Annotated in this window: 12 protein-coding genes; 4 read left to right on the top strand and 8 right to left on the bottom strand. The window is 41.9% G+C overall.

Translation table 11 applies throughout. The annotated features are described in order from the left end of the window. The 5 genes from U2718_RS13205 to U2718_RS13185 form a co-directional block, all read right to left on the bottom strand. The coding region (locus tag U2718_RS13205) for an AMIN domain-containing protein (protein WP_411813276.1) at positions 1-1426 on the bottom strand (1426 nt) is incomplete at its 3' end. A 50-nt stretch (positions 1427-1476) separates the two neighbouring features. After that, entirely contained in the window at positions 1477-2772 is a 1296-nt protein-coding gene (locus tag U2718_RS13200; RefSeq protein ID WP_342001218.1) for an MFS transporter, read from the bottom strand. Between the two features lie 3 nt (positions 2773-2775). Further along, positions 2776-3168: a DUF1636 domain-containing protein gene (locus U2718_RS13195; RefSeq protein WP_342001220.1), complete on the bottom strand. Its 393-nt coding sequence runs from the start codon at positions 3166-3168 to the stop codon at positions 2776-2778. A 192-nt stretch (positions 3169-3360) separates the two neighbouring features. Further along, the gene (locus tag U2718_RS13190) at positions 3361-3792 is read right to left on the bottom strand and encodes an ABC transporter substrate-binding protein (protein ID WP_342001222.1); all 432 of its coding nucleotides are present in this window, start codon (positions 3790-3792) and stop codon (positions 3361-3363) included. 148 nt (positions 3793-3940) lie between these two features. Beyond that, the gene (locus U2718_RS13185; protein WP_342001224.1) at positions 3941-4942 is read right to left on the bottom strand and encodes an AraC family transcriptional regulator; all 1002 of its coding nucleotides are present in this window, start codon (positions 4940-4942) and stop codon (positions 3941-3943) included. Positions 4943-5298: 356 nt separating this feature from the next. On the opposite strand from U2718_RS13185, the gene U2718_RS13180 reads away from it, so the two are divergent. The 3 genes from U2718_RS13180 to U2718_RS13170 all read left to right on the top strand — a co-directional run bounded on the left by U2718_RS13180 (position 5299) and on the right by U2718_RS13170 (position 8564). Further along, the gene (locus tag U2718_RS13180; RefSeq protein WP_342001226.1) at positions 5299-6735 is read left to right on the top strand and encodes a sodium/glutamate symporter; all 1437 of its coding nucleotides are present in this window, start codon (positions 5299-5301) and stop codon (positions 6733-6735) included. A gap of 258 nt (positions 6736-6993) precedes the next feature. Then, complete coding sequence (locus U2718_RS13175; RefSeq protein ID WP_342001228.1) at positions 6994-7182, top strand: DUF4089 domain-containing protein; 189 nt, start codon at positions 6994-6996, stop codon at positions 7180-7182. Then, complete coding sequence (locus U2718_RS13170; RefSeq protein ID WP_342001230.1) at positions 7179-8564, top strand: AtzE family amidohydrolase; 1386 nt, start codon at positions 7179-7181, stop codon at positions 8562-8564. Before U2718_RS13175 ends, U2718_RS13170 begins: the two co-directional genes overlap by 4 nt. Positions 8565-8820: 256 nt before the next feature. On the opposite strand, the gene ilvD is transcribed toward U2718_RS13170, so the two are convergent. Next, on the bottom strand, positions 8821-10506 hold the full coding sequence (ilvD, locus tag U2718_RS13165; RefSeq protein WP_342001235.1) for a dihydroxy-acid dehydratase: 1686 nt from the start codon (positions 10504-10506) through the stop codon (positions 8821-8823). A gap of 844 nt (positions 10507-11350) precedes the next feature. Next, the gene (locus U2718_RS13160; protein WP_342001237.1) at positions 11351-11770 is read right to left on the bottom strand and encodes a pentapeptide repeat-containing protein; all 420 of its coding nucleotides are present in this window, start codon (positions 11768-11770) and stop codon (positions 11351-11353) included. Between the two features lie 252 nt (positions 11771-12022). Here U2718_RS13160 and U2718_RS13155 point away from each other — a divergent pair, with 252 nt between their 5' ends. Next, complete coding sequence (locus U2718_RS13155; protein ID WP_342001239.1) at positions 12023-12895, top strand: S-methyl-5'-thioadenosine phosphorylase; 873 nt, start codon at positions 12023-12025, stop codon at positions 12893-12895. 169 nt (positions 12896-13064) lie between these two features. Here the strand turns inward: U2718_RS13155 and U2718_RS13150 are convergent, their stop codons facing one another. Further along, positions 13065-15269 carry a caspase family protein gene (locus U2718_RS13150; protein ID WP_342001241.1) on the bottom strand — a complete coding sequence of 735 codons (2205 nt, stop codon included), beginning with the start codon at positions 15267-15269 and terminating at the stop codon, positions 13065-13067. Positions 15270-15367 lie beyond the last annotated feature (98 nt).

Raw genomic sequence — 15367 nt, 5'->3', positions numbered from 1 at the left:
ATCGAAACGCATTGCTTAACGACCAACTCTCACTAAATTTATGCTCCAATCTATATGCAATCATTCCAGTCGTAACATCAAGATCACCTTCGTTTGTGATGCGGGTACGAGGTATCTTGCCATTTGGGTTAGTAAGTATTGTCCCAACTACTGGCAAACCCAAGTTATAGTTGTCTTGGTCTAGAGTCTTATAAATTCCTTCAATGGTTAGATTAGTATTCTTGCCAAGCTCAAAACTTAAAGATGGGGCAATTACCAGGTTTGTGGTTTTGCTAAAGTCAGTAAAAAACTCTTGATCTCTGTAAGATGCATTGAGCCGATACAGTACTTTCTTAGATTCATCTAATGGCCCAGACAAATCTACTTCTCCACGATAAAAGTTAAAACTTCCAACGGTTGCTTCTATGAAGTAGAAGGGATCGCGAAGTGGCTGTTTTGTGACAAAATTAACAGTTCCGCCTGGTGAGGATGCACCAAATAGAATCGAGTTTGGGCCTTGGAGGATTTCGATTCTTTCAATTCCTGTCAGATCAGATCCAACGTTAGAAACTCTGACGTTAGACTCTTTGAACCCATTTAGCGTAGGAGTGCTAACAAATCCCCGAACTCGCAACCGCAATGCGTCAAAGTTAGAAGGAGCTGTGTTGCGGACGCTTGGGGCATTAAGGAGCGCACTGGTAATGTTGGCGCGTTGATCGCGTAGCACTTCTTGAGGAATGATTTGAATCGATTGGGGAATATCGCGCAAGGGGGTATCTGTCCGCGTTACAGTTGAAGTATTCGGTACGCGATACCCATCTTGCTCTCCCGTCACCACTAACTCAATTGGCTCATCCGCCTCTGCCGATGGTGTCTCAGTCGTCGGCTGCTCTGGCTCAGGCTGCATCGCCGTTGCCGCAGGTGTCAAGCCAAAAATCAAACCCTCATCACTGTCAAATAGCTCAACTGTCGGCAATCCTGCCTCACCTGTTACTGTCACCCGGATAGTATTGGCATCTAAATTCGTGACTGTTATCTCAGTAATCGCCTCAACAGGTTTTTGGGAACGAAATGTGAACGCATCGCCACTGGGTAAACGCAATTGGGCATTGGAAATGTCAGCAATAAAGTTATTCCCTTCACTGCGATTTGTGATTTGCAGTTGTTCTCCAACAGGGGTTTGTAAAATAACCTCCACGCCTTTATCGGTGGGTTTAGCTTGCACTCCCGTAACTTGGATAATATCCCCCTGTGCTGGAGAGTTAGTTGGTGTTTGTACCAACATCATTGCACTTGTCGCAGGAAGTTCGATTTCGCTCAGTTGGGGAATATTGTTGTTGGTTTCTCGAACATCCTCTCCCACTTTTTCACCTTTTGCAGGAGTGCCGAGCAAAAGGGCGATCGCACTCGTCAGCAGCAGGCTTTGAAACAATTTATCCAATTTCATTTTCTCAAGACCATTTTTAAACTAAATTGCAATGTCAAACTAGATGCGCGTTATAAAACTGAGTCGCGATCCGGTACAATCGACTCCATCTCTCGTATGGGTTGTAAGAAATATCCACATATTCCAACCAGCAACATAGCGATCGCACACGATGAGAACAAAAGTGCAATCCCAGCACCATGTTTTACGCCCAGGACATTACCGAAAATGGGAGCAAGATAACCACCAGGACTCATTGCAGGTTCAAATATGCGATCGGCAAGAGGCCCCGCAATCAGGTAAGCGCTTGCCCCCATGATTTGCTGAATCATATTCTCAGTTGCAAATACCCGTCCCTGCATCTCTGGGATCACCTTACTCAACCAAATCGCCTGTTTACTACTGCCTCTCAAAGTTATACTGGCAGAGGCGCAAAACTGAGACGGAAACCAAATCCATAGCACTTGAGAATAGCCAAAAATAGCTTTACTCAAACCAGTACTAATTATGCCAAGCAACACTCCGTCAATTCGACGTTTTAAGCCTCCCCAAGTACTGAGAATGACAGCACTGGTTACCCCTCCTAAACCAGCAGCAGCTAAGACATATCCTAAAACCTCAGCATTATTTTCTGTACGAGCGAGAATCAGTGGTGAATAAATCGCGTCGCTAATAGAGAGAAACAACCAAAAAAGAGACGATAGAACCAAAAGCAAGAGTAAGCTGGGATAGCCTTTGAGATAATTCCAACCGGATTGCAGATCTTCCCAAATATTGAGGCGGTCGTTTGGTGTTGTTTCAGTCAGAATGGGTTGAGGAATATGCACAAGCAATACAGTCGTAATTGCAAATAAAAAGGTTAAGAAATCAATTAATGCGATGCCAAAAAAGGGAATTGCATAATACAAAATACCAGCCAGCGCGGGAGCAATCATTTCCGAACCGTAATAAGAGAAAAATCCCATGCTGATAGCACGAATATATTTTTGCTTAGGCACAAGCAATCCAATTGATGCAGAATAGGATAAGCCTTGAACTTGCGAAAAACTTCCTTTGATAGTGCCGATAATATAAACTTGCCAAATTTGTAAATTACCACCTAAGTAGAGAATAACCATTACTACAGTTGCTAATGCAGCACCGATATCGCCCACAATCATCAATAATTTGCGATTCCATCGGTCTGTAATCACCCCAGCAATTAGGCTAATAAAAATGTTAGGTAAAAAGTAAAAAAAACCAATTAAAGATAAAGCAGTTGCTTGACCTGTATTTTCCCAAACCCAAATTTCAATGGCAAAATCAGTTAGGCGACTACCAATAGTGGAAACCAATTGACCTAACCAGATAATAATAAAAGTACGCATGAGTTAGAGGTTAGGTTTTGCAATTGAAAAAGATGGAATCCGAGCTACTGTATCTGACTTGAGTCCCTTGGGAAATTTACTCCAAGGAATAACTCCATCATTGCTATCAAGATAAATTTCGCTCAATTGTAGGAGGGCGATAGCACTTTCTGATAAGGGCAAGTCCATCAATAAATATGTAAATTTATCAGCACCAGATAAAGCAACGACACACGGATGACTGCAAGACCACAAACAATCAACAGCTTGAATTTCTAGCTCTGAATTTTTTGACCAATTTTGATGTAGAAGTTGTAATTGATTGAACAAACAAAGACCTTCTGGCTGTTTATGATTTTTTTCTTCGTTGGATTGGGCATTGCATGATTTGCAGATATATAGGATGTGTTTTGGCATAATAAACTTGTCCAGTTTGAATTATTTAGAATTTTCAGGTCTTGCGCACTTATTACTGAAAGATTAACCACAGAGAACACAAAGGACACGGAGAAATAAATTTTGAGGAGTTTTTACATAAGTGATAATTTTGTATTTGTTGGGGAAAAGTAAAATTTACAATTTATATAAAATTGCTTTTTTCTTGATTTTTTAACTTAGATACTGAAATAAGTCATCAATAATGTGGTTTGCGCCAATAATACTAGAGCCACCAATCCAATATTGACTATCAACTTCATATACTTGATTTTGCTTAACAGCTTTCAAATTTAACCACAAAGGATTACTTTTAAAAGACTTTAAAAAAGAGTCTTGAGGATGATCGTAAGCAACAAAAATGATATCGCTGTTTACTCGATCAATAGATTCGGCAGATATATCTTCCCATCTGTCTTGCTGATTCTGAACTGGCGGACGAGACAAACCCGCATCTTGTATAATGTCGCCACTGTATGACTTTTTCAGGTAGATTTTTAAAAGGCTAGGAGAGACTCGAACTATCGAAACTTGAGTAATTGACAGGCGATCGCTAACCCAACTCGATTTAAGACTTGTTGTTGATTGACACTCATTACCGCACACCTAAAAAACTTGAGAATTACTCTCAAGAAGTTAGATATGACAATACGATATTTTAGGTAAACCTGTCCTTTTCTAGACGGATCTTTTCTTTGCTACACGGATCTTTTTGTTAAAGTTTCTCTAAAATCAAGTTTTTACCACAAACAGATCAGGCTCGATAAGAACGGGGATTTACCCCGAATTTTTTGCGAAATGCAGTACTGAAAGATGTTGGACAAGCATAACCAACCGTGTGCGCTACTTCAGTTACACTCATTTGGGTTTCTCGCAGCAACTGTTGCGATCGCTCCATCCGATATTGGTGCAAGTAACCAAATACTGTTGTCCCAAACAGGTAACGAAAGCCGATTTTTAGCTTGTAATCATTCAATCCCACTTGTCGAGCTAATCCAATCAGCGACGGTGGATTCTCAAGATTGCGAATTAAAATATCTTTTGCTTGATGAATGCGATCGATATCGGTGGCTCGCAGACCATCACACAAGCATTTTTCTGTGTTATTCTCCATTAATTGGACAAACTGCAAGGTGATTAATTCCAAAGCCTTACTTTCCAAATAAAGCCGCTTCATCGTCCCCTGATAAGGACAATTCAAAAATTGAGACCAAGCAACTTGCATTGCAGAGGTTATCTCTCCGGCTGTGAGGTAAAAACGTCTTCCCTCTTTTCCCTCTAGCAATAACTGTAAGTCACAAGGTAATAAATTAGATTGATCGCTGCTAATTGTGCTTAAAAAATCTAGATCGAGATGAATTCTAGCTCTGAGCAATCGGGATTGGGCTGAGTAAGTTTCGACTTCTTTAGCTCCAGGCACACTGTACAAATAAGTTTTTCCTGTCTCTTCCTTGTAGAAATTATCCTTTATGCCTTCCTGTAACACCTGGTAATTTCCTAACAACTGGAAAGCAAGTGTTATGTAACGAATCTCACGATGCTGCTCTTGCAAACTCCAGCTAACGTGGTGTTCCTCATCATAAATCCAAATAAACAGTCCAGGACGCAACTGAATTTCACGCCATTTAGCTAAACCAAATCGGTGGTTCCACTCCATAACGCAGTCAAAACCGTCTGAGCAATAAACTGCCTCACCGTTCTTAATCAGTTCGTCTCGCAGATCCTCAAACTCTCTAATCTTGATATTTATTGTCATTTTTGTTAAAGCTTAATAAAATTGTAGTTTTACAAAAATTACTAAAAATATAGGAGTTTATTCGCTGTTATGCAAATATGATTATTGAGAATATTCTTATTAATTAAACTATATTATGAAAGACTTAGCTTTTGCAATGCTGCTGTTCTAGAGCGCTAGTTAGAGAATAGGGGCTAAGGGCTAGAGACTAGGGACTAGAGAAGAGAGGTTTTCATCAAGAACCCAGAGTTCTCTCCTTGATTGATCGCCGTGCATGGTTCCCCGTTGCCAAGATGCCAAGACTCCTAGAGAATCTAAAGATAAAAATTTATTCTCTAATTAAGCAAAGCTCTTAAAGGCAACTGCGAAACAACGCCATGTTCAAACTCATAGACGTATTTTGGGCTTATATTCTCATTGCTATATTAATCTTGGTGGGGCGGTTGATCAGACAACGCCTTTGGTTTTTGCGATCGCTGTACATACCTAGTTCAGTTGTCGCTGGTATTATAGCCTTGCTACTGGGTTCGGGTGCTTTTGGTGCTGTTGTCAAAGCAGTAAATCCAGAATCTCCTCTTGTCAAAGGTATATTTCCGGAAACTGTGCAGGCGGTGTGGGCGCAGTCTCCCAGTATTTTTATAAATGTCGTTTTTGCCACTATATTTCTTGGACTTTACGTTCCAGGATGGCGAGAATTTTGGCGTAAAGCTTCCCCACAAGTGGCTTTCGGTCAAACGATCGCCTGGGGACAATATGTAGTAGGATTGCTACTAGGCATAACCGTATTAACACCACTTTTTGGCTTACCTCCGATCGCGGCTTGTTTAATCGAAGTTGCCTTTGAAGGCGGACACGGCACAGCAGCAGGTATGGCACCAACTTTCACTGAATTAGGGTTTGCTGCTGGTGCTGATTTATCTTTGGCTTTAGCGACGGTGGGACTAGTTTCGGGTGTAGTTGCAGGTACATTTTTGATACATTGGGGACGACGCACAGAACGCATCCAAGTCAATCGCGAACCTTCACCTGGCTTGGAAATACAAGACAGCCATCTTCCAGAGGAACACCCAAGTATTACAATTGCTAGAGAAAATTTATTCCGCGAATTACTAATTGATCCTCTATCACTGAATTTTGGTTTTGTTGGATTAGCGATCGCCTTCGGCTGGCTAATATTAGAAGCTTTGCGCTGGATTGAATCAGTAACTTGGGGTAGAGGCGGACTGCAATTGATGGCTTACGTGCCGCTATTCCCCATCGCCCTAATTGGCGGAATTATTGTGCAATATATACTCATCCGTACAGGACGAACTTATTTAATTAGTCGCCCTCTGATGGAACGAATTGGTGGGTTGGCATTAGATATCACAATTATCACAGCACTAGCAACAATTTCCCTATCTGTACTTGGTGATAATTTTGCTCCTTTTGTCGTTTTGTCAGTTGCTGGTATTGCTTGGAATGTTTGTGCTTTTGTATTTTTAGCGCCTCGCCTGCTACCTTTCTACTGGTTTGAACGTGGCATTGGTGATATGGGACAATCTATGGGTGTGACTTCTACTGGATTATTATTATTGCGAATGGTTGATCCAGATAATCGCTCCAGTGCTTTTGAGAGTTTTGCTTACAAACAATTACTTTTTGAGCCTATTGTTGGTGGAGGCTTATTTACTGCTGCTGCACCGCCTTTAATCGTTAAGTTTGGCTCTATTCCAATTTTGTTACTGACATCTTTCATTCTAATATTCTGGCTGGTTTTTGGTTTTTATAACTATAAGCAACTACGCAAGCATAACTTACCCGGAAAAGTTTAGTAAAAAGAACAAATCTGGATGGGTAGAAAAATCTTTAGCTGTGATTGAGAATTGGGAAACAAGCTATTCACTATTGCACCTTCTAAAACGCCTGGAACTGAATTACCAGGCTTAGAGCTACTGTCAGTTAAAACTGACTGCAAATTTTACTTAGTCTGCTCTATCAGACTTAGCTTAGAGCATTTGAAATTTATTTCTTGGTGGACAAGAGTACAAATGCAAGAATGAAACTACCCAATTTATGTAAAGGACGCAAAGATGGAAAAGAAAAAGTTTAATGTAGGTGAATATGTTGATCAGTTAGTATGCTTATTGGATTTGGATCTTAGGGATGAATATAGAGATGGGGTGGTAGCAAATTTTGAAAGAATTAGTGCGATCGCTCAACTTGTAAATTCTTTTCCCTTACCCGAAGAAATTGAAGCAGCAACTGTATTTGAACCATGAATATAAACTCAGCCGATGCAGTCACAATCGCAAATGCTGTACGTAAAGGCAAAGTGAGCGCTACAGAAATTACGCAAGCTGCCCTCAAACGTATTGCAGCGCGAGATAATGAATTGAACTGTTTTACGGCTGTAACTGCTGAGACTGCTTTCACAGATGCACAAAAGATAGACAGGGAAATAGCCCAAGGTAAAAACCCCGGTTTACTTGCTGGTGTTCCCTTTGCGGTGAAAAACCTTTTTGATATTGCTGGTTTGACAACGCTAGCAGGAGCAAAAATCAATGCTGAAAATCCTCCAGCTACCCAAGACGCAACGGCAGTGGCGCGGTTAAAACAAGCGGGAGCAGTACTCGTAGGTGCGTTGAATATGGATGAGTACGCCTACGGGTTCGTCACAGAAAATGCCCATTACGGTGCAACTCACAACCCCCACGATTTAAAGCGAGTCGCTGGTGGTTCATCGGGTGGTTCAGCGGCGGCGGTGGCAGCTGGATTAGTTCCCTTGACACTGGGTTCTGATACTAACGGTTCGATTCGCGTACCCGCTGCTTTGTGTGGCGTTTTTGGTTTTAAATCCACTTACGGAAGGTTATCCCGTGCTGGTGTAGCTTTATTTTCCAGCAGTTTTGACCACATTGGCCCCTTTGCGCGTTCTGTACGAGACATTACCACAGCTTTTGATGTACTTCAAGGAGAAGATGAACGCGATCCAGTTTGTACTCAACGCCCTCCCGAATATTGTTTGTTACAAATAAATCAAGGTATTGATGGCTTGCGAATTGCCATTGCAGGTGATTATTTCTGCAAAGGGGCAAATCCAGAAGCACTAGAAGCAGTGCAAAAAGTAGCTGATGCTTTAAATATTACTGAATACGTCACTATACCCGAAGCTGATCGCGCCCGTGCCGCAGCATTTGTAATTACAGCCTGCGAAGGAGCAAATCTGCATTTAGAAAAATTGCGTCAACGTCCTCAAGATTTCGATCCAGCCACACGCGATCGCTTTCTTGCAGGTGCTTTAATTCCTAGTAATTGGTACATTCAAGCCCAACGATTTAGAAGATGGTATCGAGATCGAGTCCGTGAAGTTTTTCAAACAGTAGATGTAATTCTTGCCCCCACAACCCCCATTTCTGCACCGTTAATCGGGCAACAAACCATGATTTTAGATGGAGAAGAAATTTTTGTCCGCCCTCATTTAGGATTATTCACTCAACCGTTATCATTCATTGGCTTACCCGTTTTATCAGTGCCAATTCAAACTCCAAATGCTTTACCTTTGGGAGTGCAATTAATAGCTGCACCATACAACGAAGCGCTGATTTTACGACTTGCAGCGGTACTAGAGGCGGAGGGTTTAATATCAGCACCAATAGTTTAGTTATGATGCTTACTCCGCGCACCTTTGCGCTTACTCTGCGTTCCTCTGCGTTTGAAAACACTAGCATTTATACACTCTATCAAAAAGTAACCAAATTTTTTGTAATCACTTAGAACTTATGTAGCAGTAGCGAAAAACAAACCACAAAGGACACAGAGAACACAAAGAGATAAGAGTTTGAGAGAGTTTTTGCGTAAGTCCTGTCATTGTCAAAAGACAGCCATTAGTCAAAATTAATTTGACTAATGACTCACAACTAAAATAAATCCAAATCCGTTACCGCACCCAAACTACTAGAAGACACTAACTTGGCATACTTCGCCAACACACCCTTGGTATAACGAGGTGGGCGGGGTTGCCAACTTTGACGACGACGAGCTAATTCTTCATCGGATACGTGCAACTGCAACGAACGAGTCTGGGCATCAATGGTGATGGTATCACCTTCTTCTACTAAAGCGATCACACCTCCAACTGCTGCTTCTGGTGCAACATGCCCTACTACCATACCGTAAGTACCGCCAGAGAAGCGCCCATCGGTAATTAATCCCACAGCATCACCCAAGCCAGCCCCGATGATTGCCGAGGTGGGAGCCAGCATTTCTCGCATACCGGGGCCTCCTTTTGGCCCTTCGTAGCGGATAATGATTATATCACCAGCATTAATTTTCTTGGCTAAAATAGCATCCAAGCAAGATTCTTCCGATTCAAATACTCTTGCCGGGCCAGTAATTTTTGGGACTTTTACACCAGTAATTTTTGCTACTGCACCCTCGGTTGCCAAATTACCTTTAAGGATAGCTAGATGTCCCTGAGAATACATTGGATTTTGCCAAGGACGGATGACATCTTGATTCGGTGATGGCTCATCTGGTATATTTTCCAATACTTCAGCAATTGTTTGACCAGTGATGGTGAGACAATCACCGTGTAATAAATCATGTACTAGTAGCATTTTCATCACTTGGGGAATACCACCAGCCTTGTGCAAATCCGTAGCTACGTATCTACCACTAGGTTTCAAATCACACAAAACTGGAACACGAGCGCGAATAGCTTCAAAGTCATCAAGGCAAAGTTCGACACCAGCAGCACGAGCGATCGCCAAAAAATGCAATACGGCATTTGTGGAACCACCTACTGCCATAATTACCGAAATCGCATTTTCGATTGACTTGCGAGTGATAATTTGACGAGGTAAAATTTGCTTGCGAATTGCTTCTACTAATACAAATGCCGATTTTTCCGTACTATCGGCTTTTTCTTCATCTTCCGCCGCCATTGTTGAAGAATAGGGCAGACTCATCCCCATTGCCTCAAATGCAGAAGACATGGTGTTAGCTGTGTACATTCCCCCACAAGAACCAGCACCAGGGCAAGCACGACGCTCAACTTCCAAAAGCTCGTGATCATCTATTTTTCCGGCACTATATTCTCCCACAGCTTCAAAAGAACTGACGACAGTTAAATCACGTCCGTTGTAGTGTCCGGGTTTAATCGTACCACCGTAAACAAAAATCGCAGGGATATTCATGCGGGCGATCGCTAGCATTGCGCCTGGCATATTTTTATCACAGCCGCCAATTGCTAGTACTCCATCCATACTTTGCCCGTTGCAGGCGGTTTCGATCGAATCGGCAATTACTTCTCGCGACACCAAGGAGTATTTCATCCCCTCGGTTCCCATCGAAATGCCATCGCTGATTGTAATTGTGCCGAATAGTTGGGGCATTGCAAGAGCTTGTTTAACACCAATTTCTGCCCGTTGTGCTAGTTTATTTATCCCCATATTGCAAGGGGTGATGGTGCTGTACCCGTTAGCAATACCAACTATTGGTTTAATGAAATCCTCATCTTTAAAACCAACAGCACGGAGCATGGCACGATTAGGCGATCGCTGCACTCCTTGGGTAACAACTCTACTTCTAAAATTTTCTGACATTATGGATTCCTGAAAGGCTTTTGTATGAGCATCATAAAATAGAGATTTTTCAGATGTCCAATATATGTTTGTTGATAATTGAAACTTTTAAAATATCAAATTTATGGAAATGTGTCACCTGTGTTACTTTATTGCCGTAGCGTCAGAATGAAGTGGATTTTTCATTATGGTAGGCGAACATTAGATGCTCAATCTTTAAGTTTACCATTTGCTGTGTATAACTTTCTATTTTGATAAGTTTATTGATTATTTCAAAATATTTAGAAACGTCACATCAGTTAACAAGATTGGGGAGATAGCAAATAGTCAGTACACCAAATTTATCTGTTGAGGCTAGGTGTAGAGAGCCAGTGCCGTAACGAGACAGTGCGTTCGTTGTGGGAAGAGACATCTGACTGGCATGATGGGGTGTAGGGTATAGAGAAAATTTGTAATGATAAGTGGCTACTGTAGTTCAACCGTCCAAAAAAATCATAAATCTCTTCCCTACATCCTAAAACGCCGCTTGACGCTAGTTGCTACAAGTCGAGACGCAAGGGTGCGTTACCTCACCACCGCAGTGCTCCCTACACTCCACACCCTGTCTGTCTTGAAAATGGGTGTGGGGGTGTAAGGGTGTAAGGGTGTAGGAAGAGTCAAATTTTCATGTTCCCGTTGTGTGATTTATTACATGACTGTCTGAATTGAAAAGTTTTAGATCTACTGACAGTGAATAATAATTGAGTAGTAAGCACTTAAACAGAATTAATTACACACATTGTTTTGCTGTTCCCTGTTAAGAGTTCCCTGTCTGCACGAATAAATTTGATTTTGCACAACTACTTAACTGATAACCGATAACTGTTTACTCATGAATTGTGCCATCTGGCATGATTGCACCTTGCAACAGGGTGCCATTGAGATATGCTCCGTACAAATTTGCTCCCTGTAGGTTAGCAGCAGTAAAATCAGCATCTATTAAGTCTGCCATCTTCAGATGAGCACCATCGAGAATAGCTCCTGTAAGTTTTGCTTCGTAAAGATTAGCTCCACTTAAGTTTGCCCCAGTTAGGTTAGCTCCTATAAGATTAGCCCCATTTAGAGAAGCTTCTTTAAGATTAACTCCTTCTAAATTAGCTTTACTCAAATCTACTTCGCTCAGAGATGCTCCTTGTAAATTTGCCCCACTCAGATCTACTCCATACAAATAACCACCAATAAGGTTAGCGCCTTTAAAATTCCTCTCTCCTGCTTGATAGCGTATGAGAAGTTCATCTACATCCATTGCGATTGCTTCAAAACTCCTTTATTAGTGTGGCTCACATCACAAAATGTATCAGTTATTTGCGTTACTTAATAATATTGCTAGACACAATATTATGTTTGATTAGTAATTTATCGCGTGGAAAGTTAGGAGCTAGGAATCTGAATCAGACTTTATAGATCAAAAACGCCAACAAATCTGCCATCGATTTAGTTATGTACGCATTTGCCAGTAAAATAACTTGGCATTGCAGAAAGCTAGAGGTTAAAAATAATGGCTGAAGCTCAAATTGGGATCATTGGTGGCAGCGGCTTGTATAAGATGGATGCCCTCAAAGATGTAGAAGAGGTGCAAATTCAGACACCTTTTGGTTATCCGTCTGATGCTTTAATTGTGGGAAATTTGGAGGGGACACGAGTAGCTTTCTTAGCACGTCATGGTCGCAATCATACACTTTTACCTACAGAGTTGCCCTTTCGTGCCAATATCTATGCGATGAAACAATTGGGCGTAGAGTATTTAATCTCGGCAAGTGCAGTTGGTTCCTTAAAGGAAGAAGTAAAACCACTAGATATGGTAGTTCCCGATCAATTTATTGATAGAACTAAAAATCGGGTATCTACATTTTTTGGAGAAGGAATTGTTGCTCACATTGCTTTTGGCGATCCAATTTGCCGGAACTTGGCAAGAGTGTTAACAGAGGCGATCGCTTCTCTCAAGCTACCAGATGTTACTCTACATCAAGGTGGTACCTATGTGTGCATGGAAGGGCCAGCATTTTCTACCAAAGCAGAATCAAATCTTTACCGTAGTTGGGGTGCAACGGTAATTGGGATGACAAATTTACCGGAGGCAAAGTTAGCACGGGAGGCAGAAATAGCCTATGCAACTTTGGCACTAGCAACAGATTATGATTGCTGGCATTCAGATCATGACAGCGTGACAGTAGATATGATAGTAAATAATTTGCAGCGTAATGCTGTAAATGCACAGAAAGTAATTCAAGAAACCGTACGGCGATTGAGCGAAAATCCACCGCCTAGTGCAGCTCACTCAGCTTTGAAGTATGCAATTTTAACGCCCTTAGATAAAGTTCCGATGGTGACGAAGGACAAATTGGAGTTGATATTGAAAAAGTATATTTAGAACCCTGCGTCTGTGTGGTTTATTATTCCATAACTCGTGCGTAAGTCCTGTAATAGCCCAGTTTGGGATATGGCGGTGAGGGCAGATGATTTCTATCGCTAGAGAAGAAATATCATCTGCCCTCCTCACCTGAAAATACCTCTTTGTGTTCCCTATATTTTTTAACTACTTAAATAACTTGATACATAAAACCCAAACTAGCCCAATTATTTACATCCAACACATAAGACTCAGCAGTTGAGATATTCATCTCGGCTTTCACCGGACTAGCATTGTGTAAGTCTTGTAGTAGGGCGTTGGCAACCTCTAAGGGGTTAAGCAATGGTTGAATGCGTTGTCGATCTGCTCGCGGGTGTTTAGTAGTTTCTAAAGCATTGCGAGTTTGGGTAAATGGGGCTGTACTAAAGATTAATTGATTTTCACTAAAAAAGGCAGGCCCTTGGATCACCCATTCAAAACCAGTAGTAGATTGTGGCAAAGTCAAAGTTTCTCCCGGAGCAATGACAATATCCTCAAGCGATGCATTATTGGTGCCATCTTCGCTTTCAGTTTCTTTTTGCCACGGGTAAAGGGCGATCGCATTCTTGGCGCTATTTAATCCTAACAGCATAAAATATATTGGCTGCGTACCCAAATTTTGGATACGGTACTGGATCTTACTACCGATTGGCACAATTGGGATACGTCCAGGTTCGGTATTTACTTGTTTTTTACTAGCAGTTTCTGCACCCAGAGTTCGCATAGTTTCGCGTTGCATCACCACACGAGGTGCGATGCTGTTCACTATCTCTAGGGTTGCTTTGACACTTAAACGGGAAGAGCCTTCATTGTCTGTGAGTCGCCATAATTTTGCTGCCAGCAAAGTTTGCAAAGTTGGTTTGAGGCGTTGTACTGCGACTTTTACCGCTTCTCCCGCTTCACCAATAGTGCTGGGAATCAGTTCACTGCCCAAAGAAAATAAACCGTAACGACTGGGAGAAACTATCAATGCAGTCGAGGCGATCAAATCTTTTGTTTTGCCATCTGGAAGTTCGCCAAATACATAATCAGCTGGTTGTTCTCCTGCTACTACACTGCTCACGTGTTCAACTGTTGCAAAGGCGCTAGTAGCATCTACCCGCTCAATTCTCTCTAATCCCCCATCCAGAGCAACGGTTAAATTAATATTGCGCGGTAAGACTCGTACTGTTTCTTGAACTAGTTGTCCTACCTGTGGAATAATTTTACTTTCAGAACCAGAAGCAATTTGGGCTTTTGCTGTCAATCCATTGCGCGATCGCAAAACTAACTGTGCAGTTGCTCCCTGTTGACTCACCAAAGTCAATCGAGAGTTTGCTCCATAGTGTTCCAGCACTTGTACAGGTAATCCTGCCAACCACAGATGTACTGTTTTTCCCTCATCTTCAACGGCTGTTACTACTCCTTCTGCACTCTGGAGAGATAGGGGAACAAAGGCATCACTCAAGGTAACTCGCTGTTGATTTTTCTTACCTATGAGTAAGTTTGGTTGTTGCGTGCTACCAAACTGCTGCATCACACTTCCTACACGAGAGATTGAGATCGGAATTGTTGTTGCTGGGGTAGCCTCCCACAGATACTGTGTCAGAGCGTAAGTAAATAACCCGGCACTAAAACCAGATAACTGTACTTCCTGCGCTACCTGGTTGGGATCGGCGGTTGCAGACAACACTACTGCCGATAATTCTGTTGCAGCTTTTTCTCGCAGCTGTTTTTGTAAGTCAAGTTCTGCTGCTGCCACAATCGATTCTATTGCCATTTGACGGCTGCGAATTCGTAAACCTGTGGGCAAAAAGGTAGTGGGAGTATAGTAACTGGTGTCTAATACTGCTGTTGCTCGTTCTGTTGAAAGCGATCGCAACATTAACATCAGCGTATCTTCCAACAAGTAGTTAACAGTTTTTGTTGCCTGTGATTTATTATCTGCGCTATCGGCGGTAACCAAAGCATTTTGCACTGCTTCTGACGAGGTTCCCAACCTGACACGACTGCCATAGCCACTAAAGTGGAAAAGAACTATATCACCTAGTTTTGCTTGCTTAACTAAGTGTTCTAAAAAAGCAGACTCAATAAATTCTCTACTTGCTTGTTCATCAGTCAAAGCCAAAACATCCGACGGTTGAAAACCAAAACGGTGAATCAAAAGTTCTTTTTGTAGTTCTACATCCGTCAGACAACCATTGAGAATCTGGCTTTGCTGGTACTGATTAATACCTATCAATAAAGCTAATTTACGCGGACTGGGTTGTGCTAACGCTTGCTGATAGCGATTTCCTAAGCTAAACCACTCAGCCTCTGTTAAACCCAATACCGCGAGTAGGGAGCCAAACCGTTGTAAAAACGTCCGCCGCTTCATAATTAGCCACCAGCACTCAGTCCATCAGCTTATTAAGCTTATCGGGCTGAGGACTGTAGTGTAAAGTTTGCTTTAAGACTGTTTGTGAATATAGATAA

This window comes from Chlorogloeopsis sp. ULAP02 (assembly GCF_038404745.2).
Classification (GTDB): domain Bacteria; phylum Cyanobacteriota; class Cyanobacteriia; order Cyanobacteriales; family Nostocaceae; genus Chlorogloeopsis.
Note: the sequence above shows the minus strand (reverse complement) of the source record. Positions and strands in the feature narration are given on the sequence as shown.

What these genes read in the sequence shown, in the direction of transcription:
- U2718_RS13200 (WP_342001218.1), bottom strand. Translation starts at nt 2,772, where the DNA reads ATGCGTACTTTTATTATTATCTGGTTAGGTCAATTGGTTTCCACTATT.
- U2718_RS13195 (WP_342001220.1), bottom strand. Translation starts at nt 3,168, where the DNA reads ATGCCAAAACACATCCTATATATCTGCAAATCATGCAATGCCCAATCC.
- U2718_RS13185 (WP_342001224.1), bottom strand. Translation starts at nt 4,942, where the DNA reads ATGACAATAAATATCAAGATTAGAGAGTTTGAGGATCTGCGAGACGAA.
- U2718_RS13180 (WP_342001226.1), top strand. Translation starts at nt 5,299, where the DNA reads ATGTTCAAACTCATAGACGTATTTTGGGCTTATATTCTCATTGCTATA.
- U2718_RS13175 (WP_342001228.1), top strand. Translation starts at nt 6,994, where the DNA reads ATGGAAAAGAAAAAGTTTAATGTAGGTGAATATGTTGATCAGTTAGTA.
- U2718_RS13170 (WP_342001230.1), top strand. Translation starts at nt 7,179, where the DNA reads ATGAATATAAACTCAGCCGATGCAGTCACAATCGCAAATGCTGTACGT.
- ilvD (WP_342001235.1), bottom strand. Translation starts at nt 10,506, where the DNA reads ATGTCAGAAAATTTTAGAAGTAGAGTTGTTACCCAAGGAGTGCAGCGA.
- U2718_RS13160 (WP_342001237.1), bottom strand. Translation starts at nt 11,770, where the DNA reads ATGGATGTAGATGAACTTCTCATACGCTATCAAGCAGGAGAGAGGAAT.
- U2718_RS13155 (WP_342001239.1), top strand. Translation starts at nt 12,023, where the DNA reads ATGGCTGAAGCTCAAATTGGGATCATTGGTGGCAGCGGCTTGTATAAG.
- U2718_RS13150 (WP_342001241.1), bottom strand. Translation starts at nt 15,269, where the DNA reads ATGAAGCGGCGGACGTTTTTACAACGGTTTGGCTCCCTACTCGCGGTA.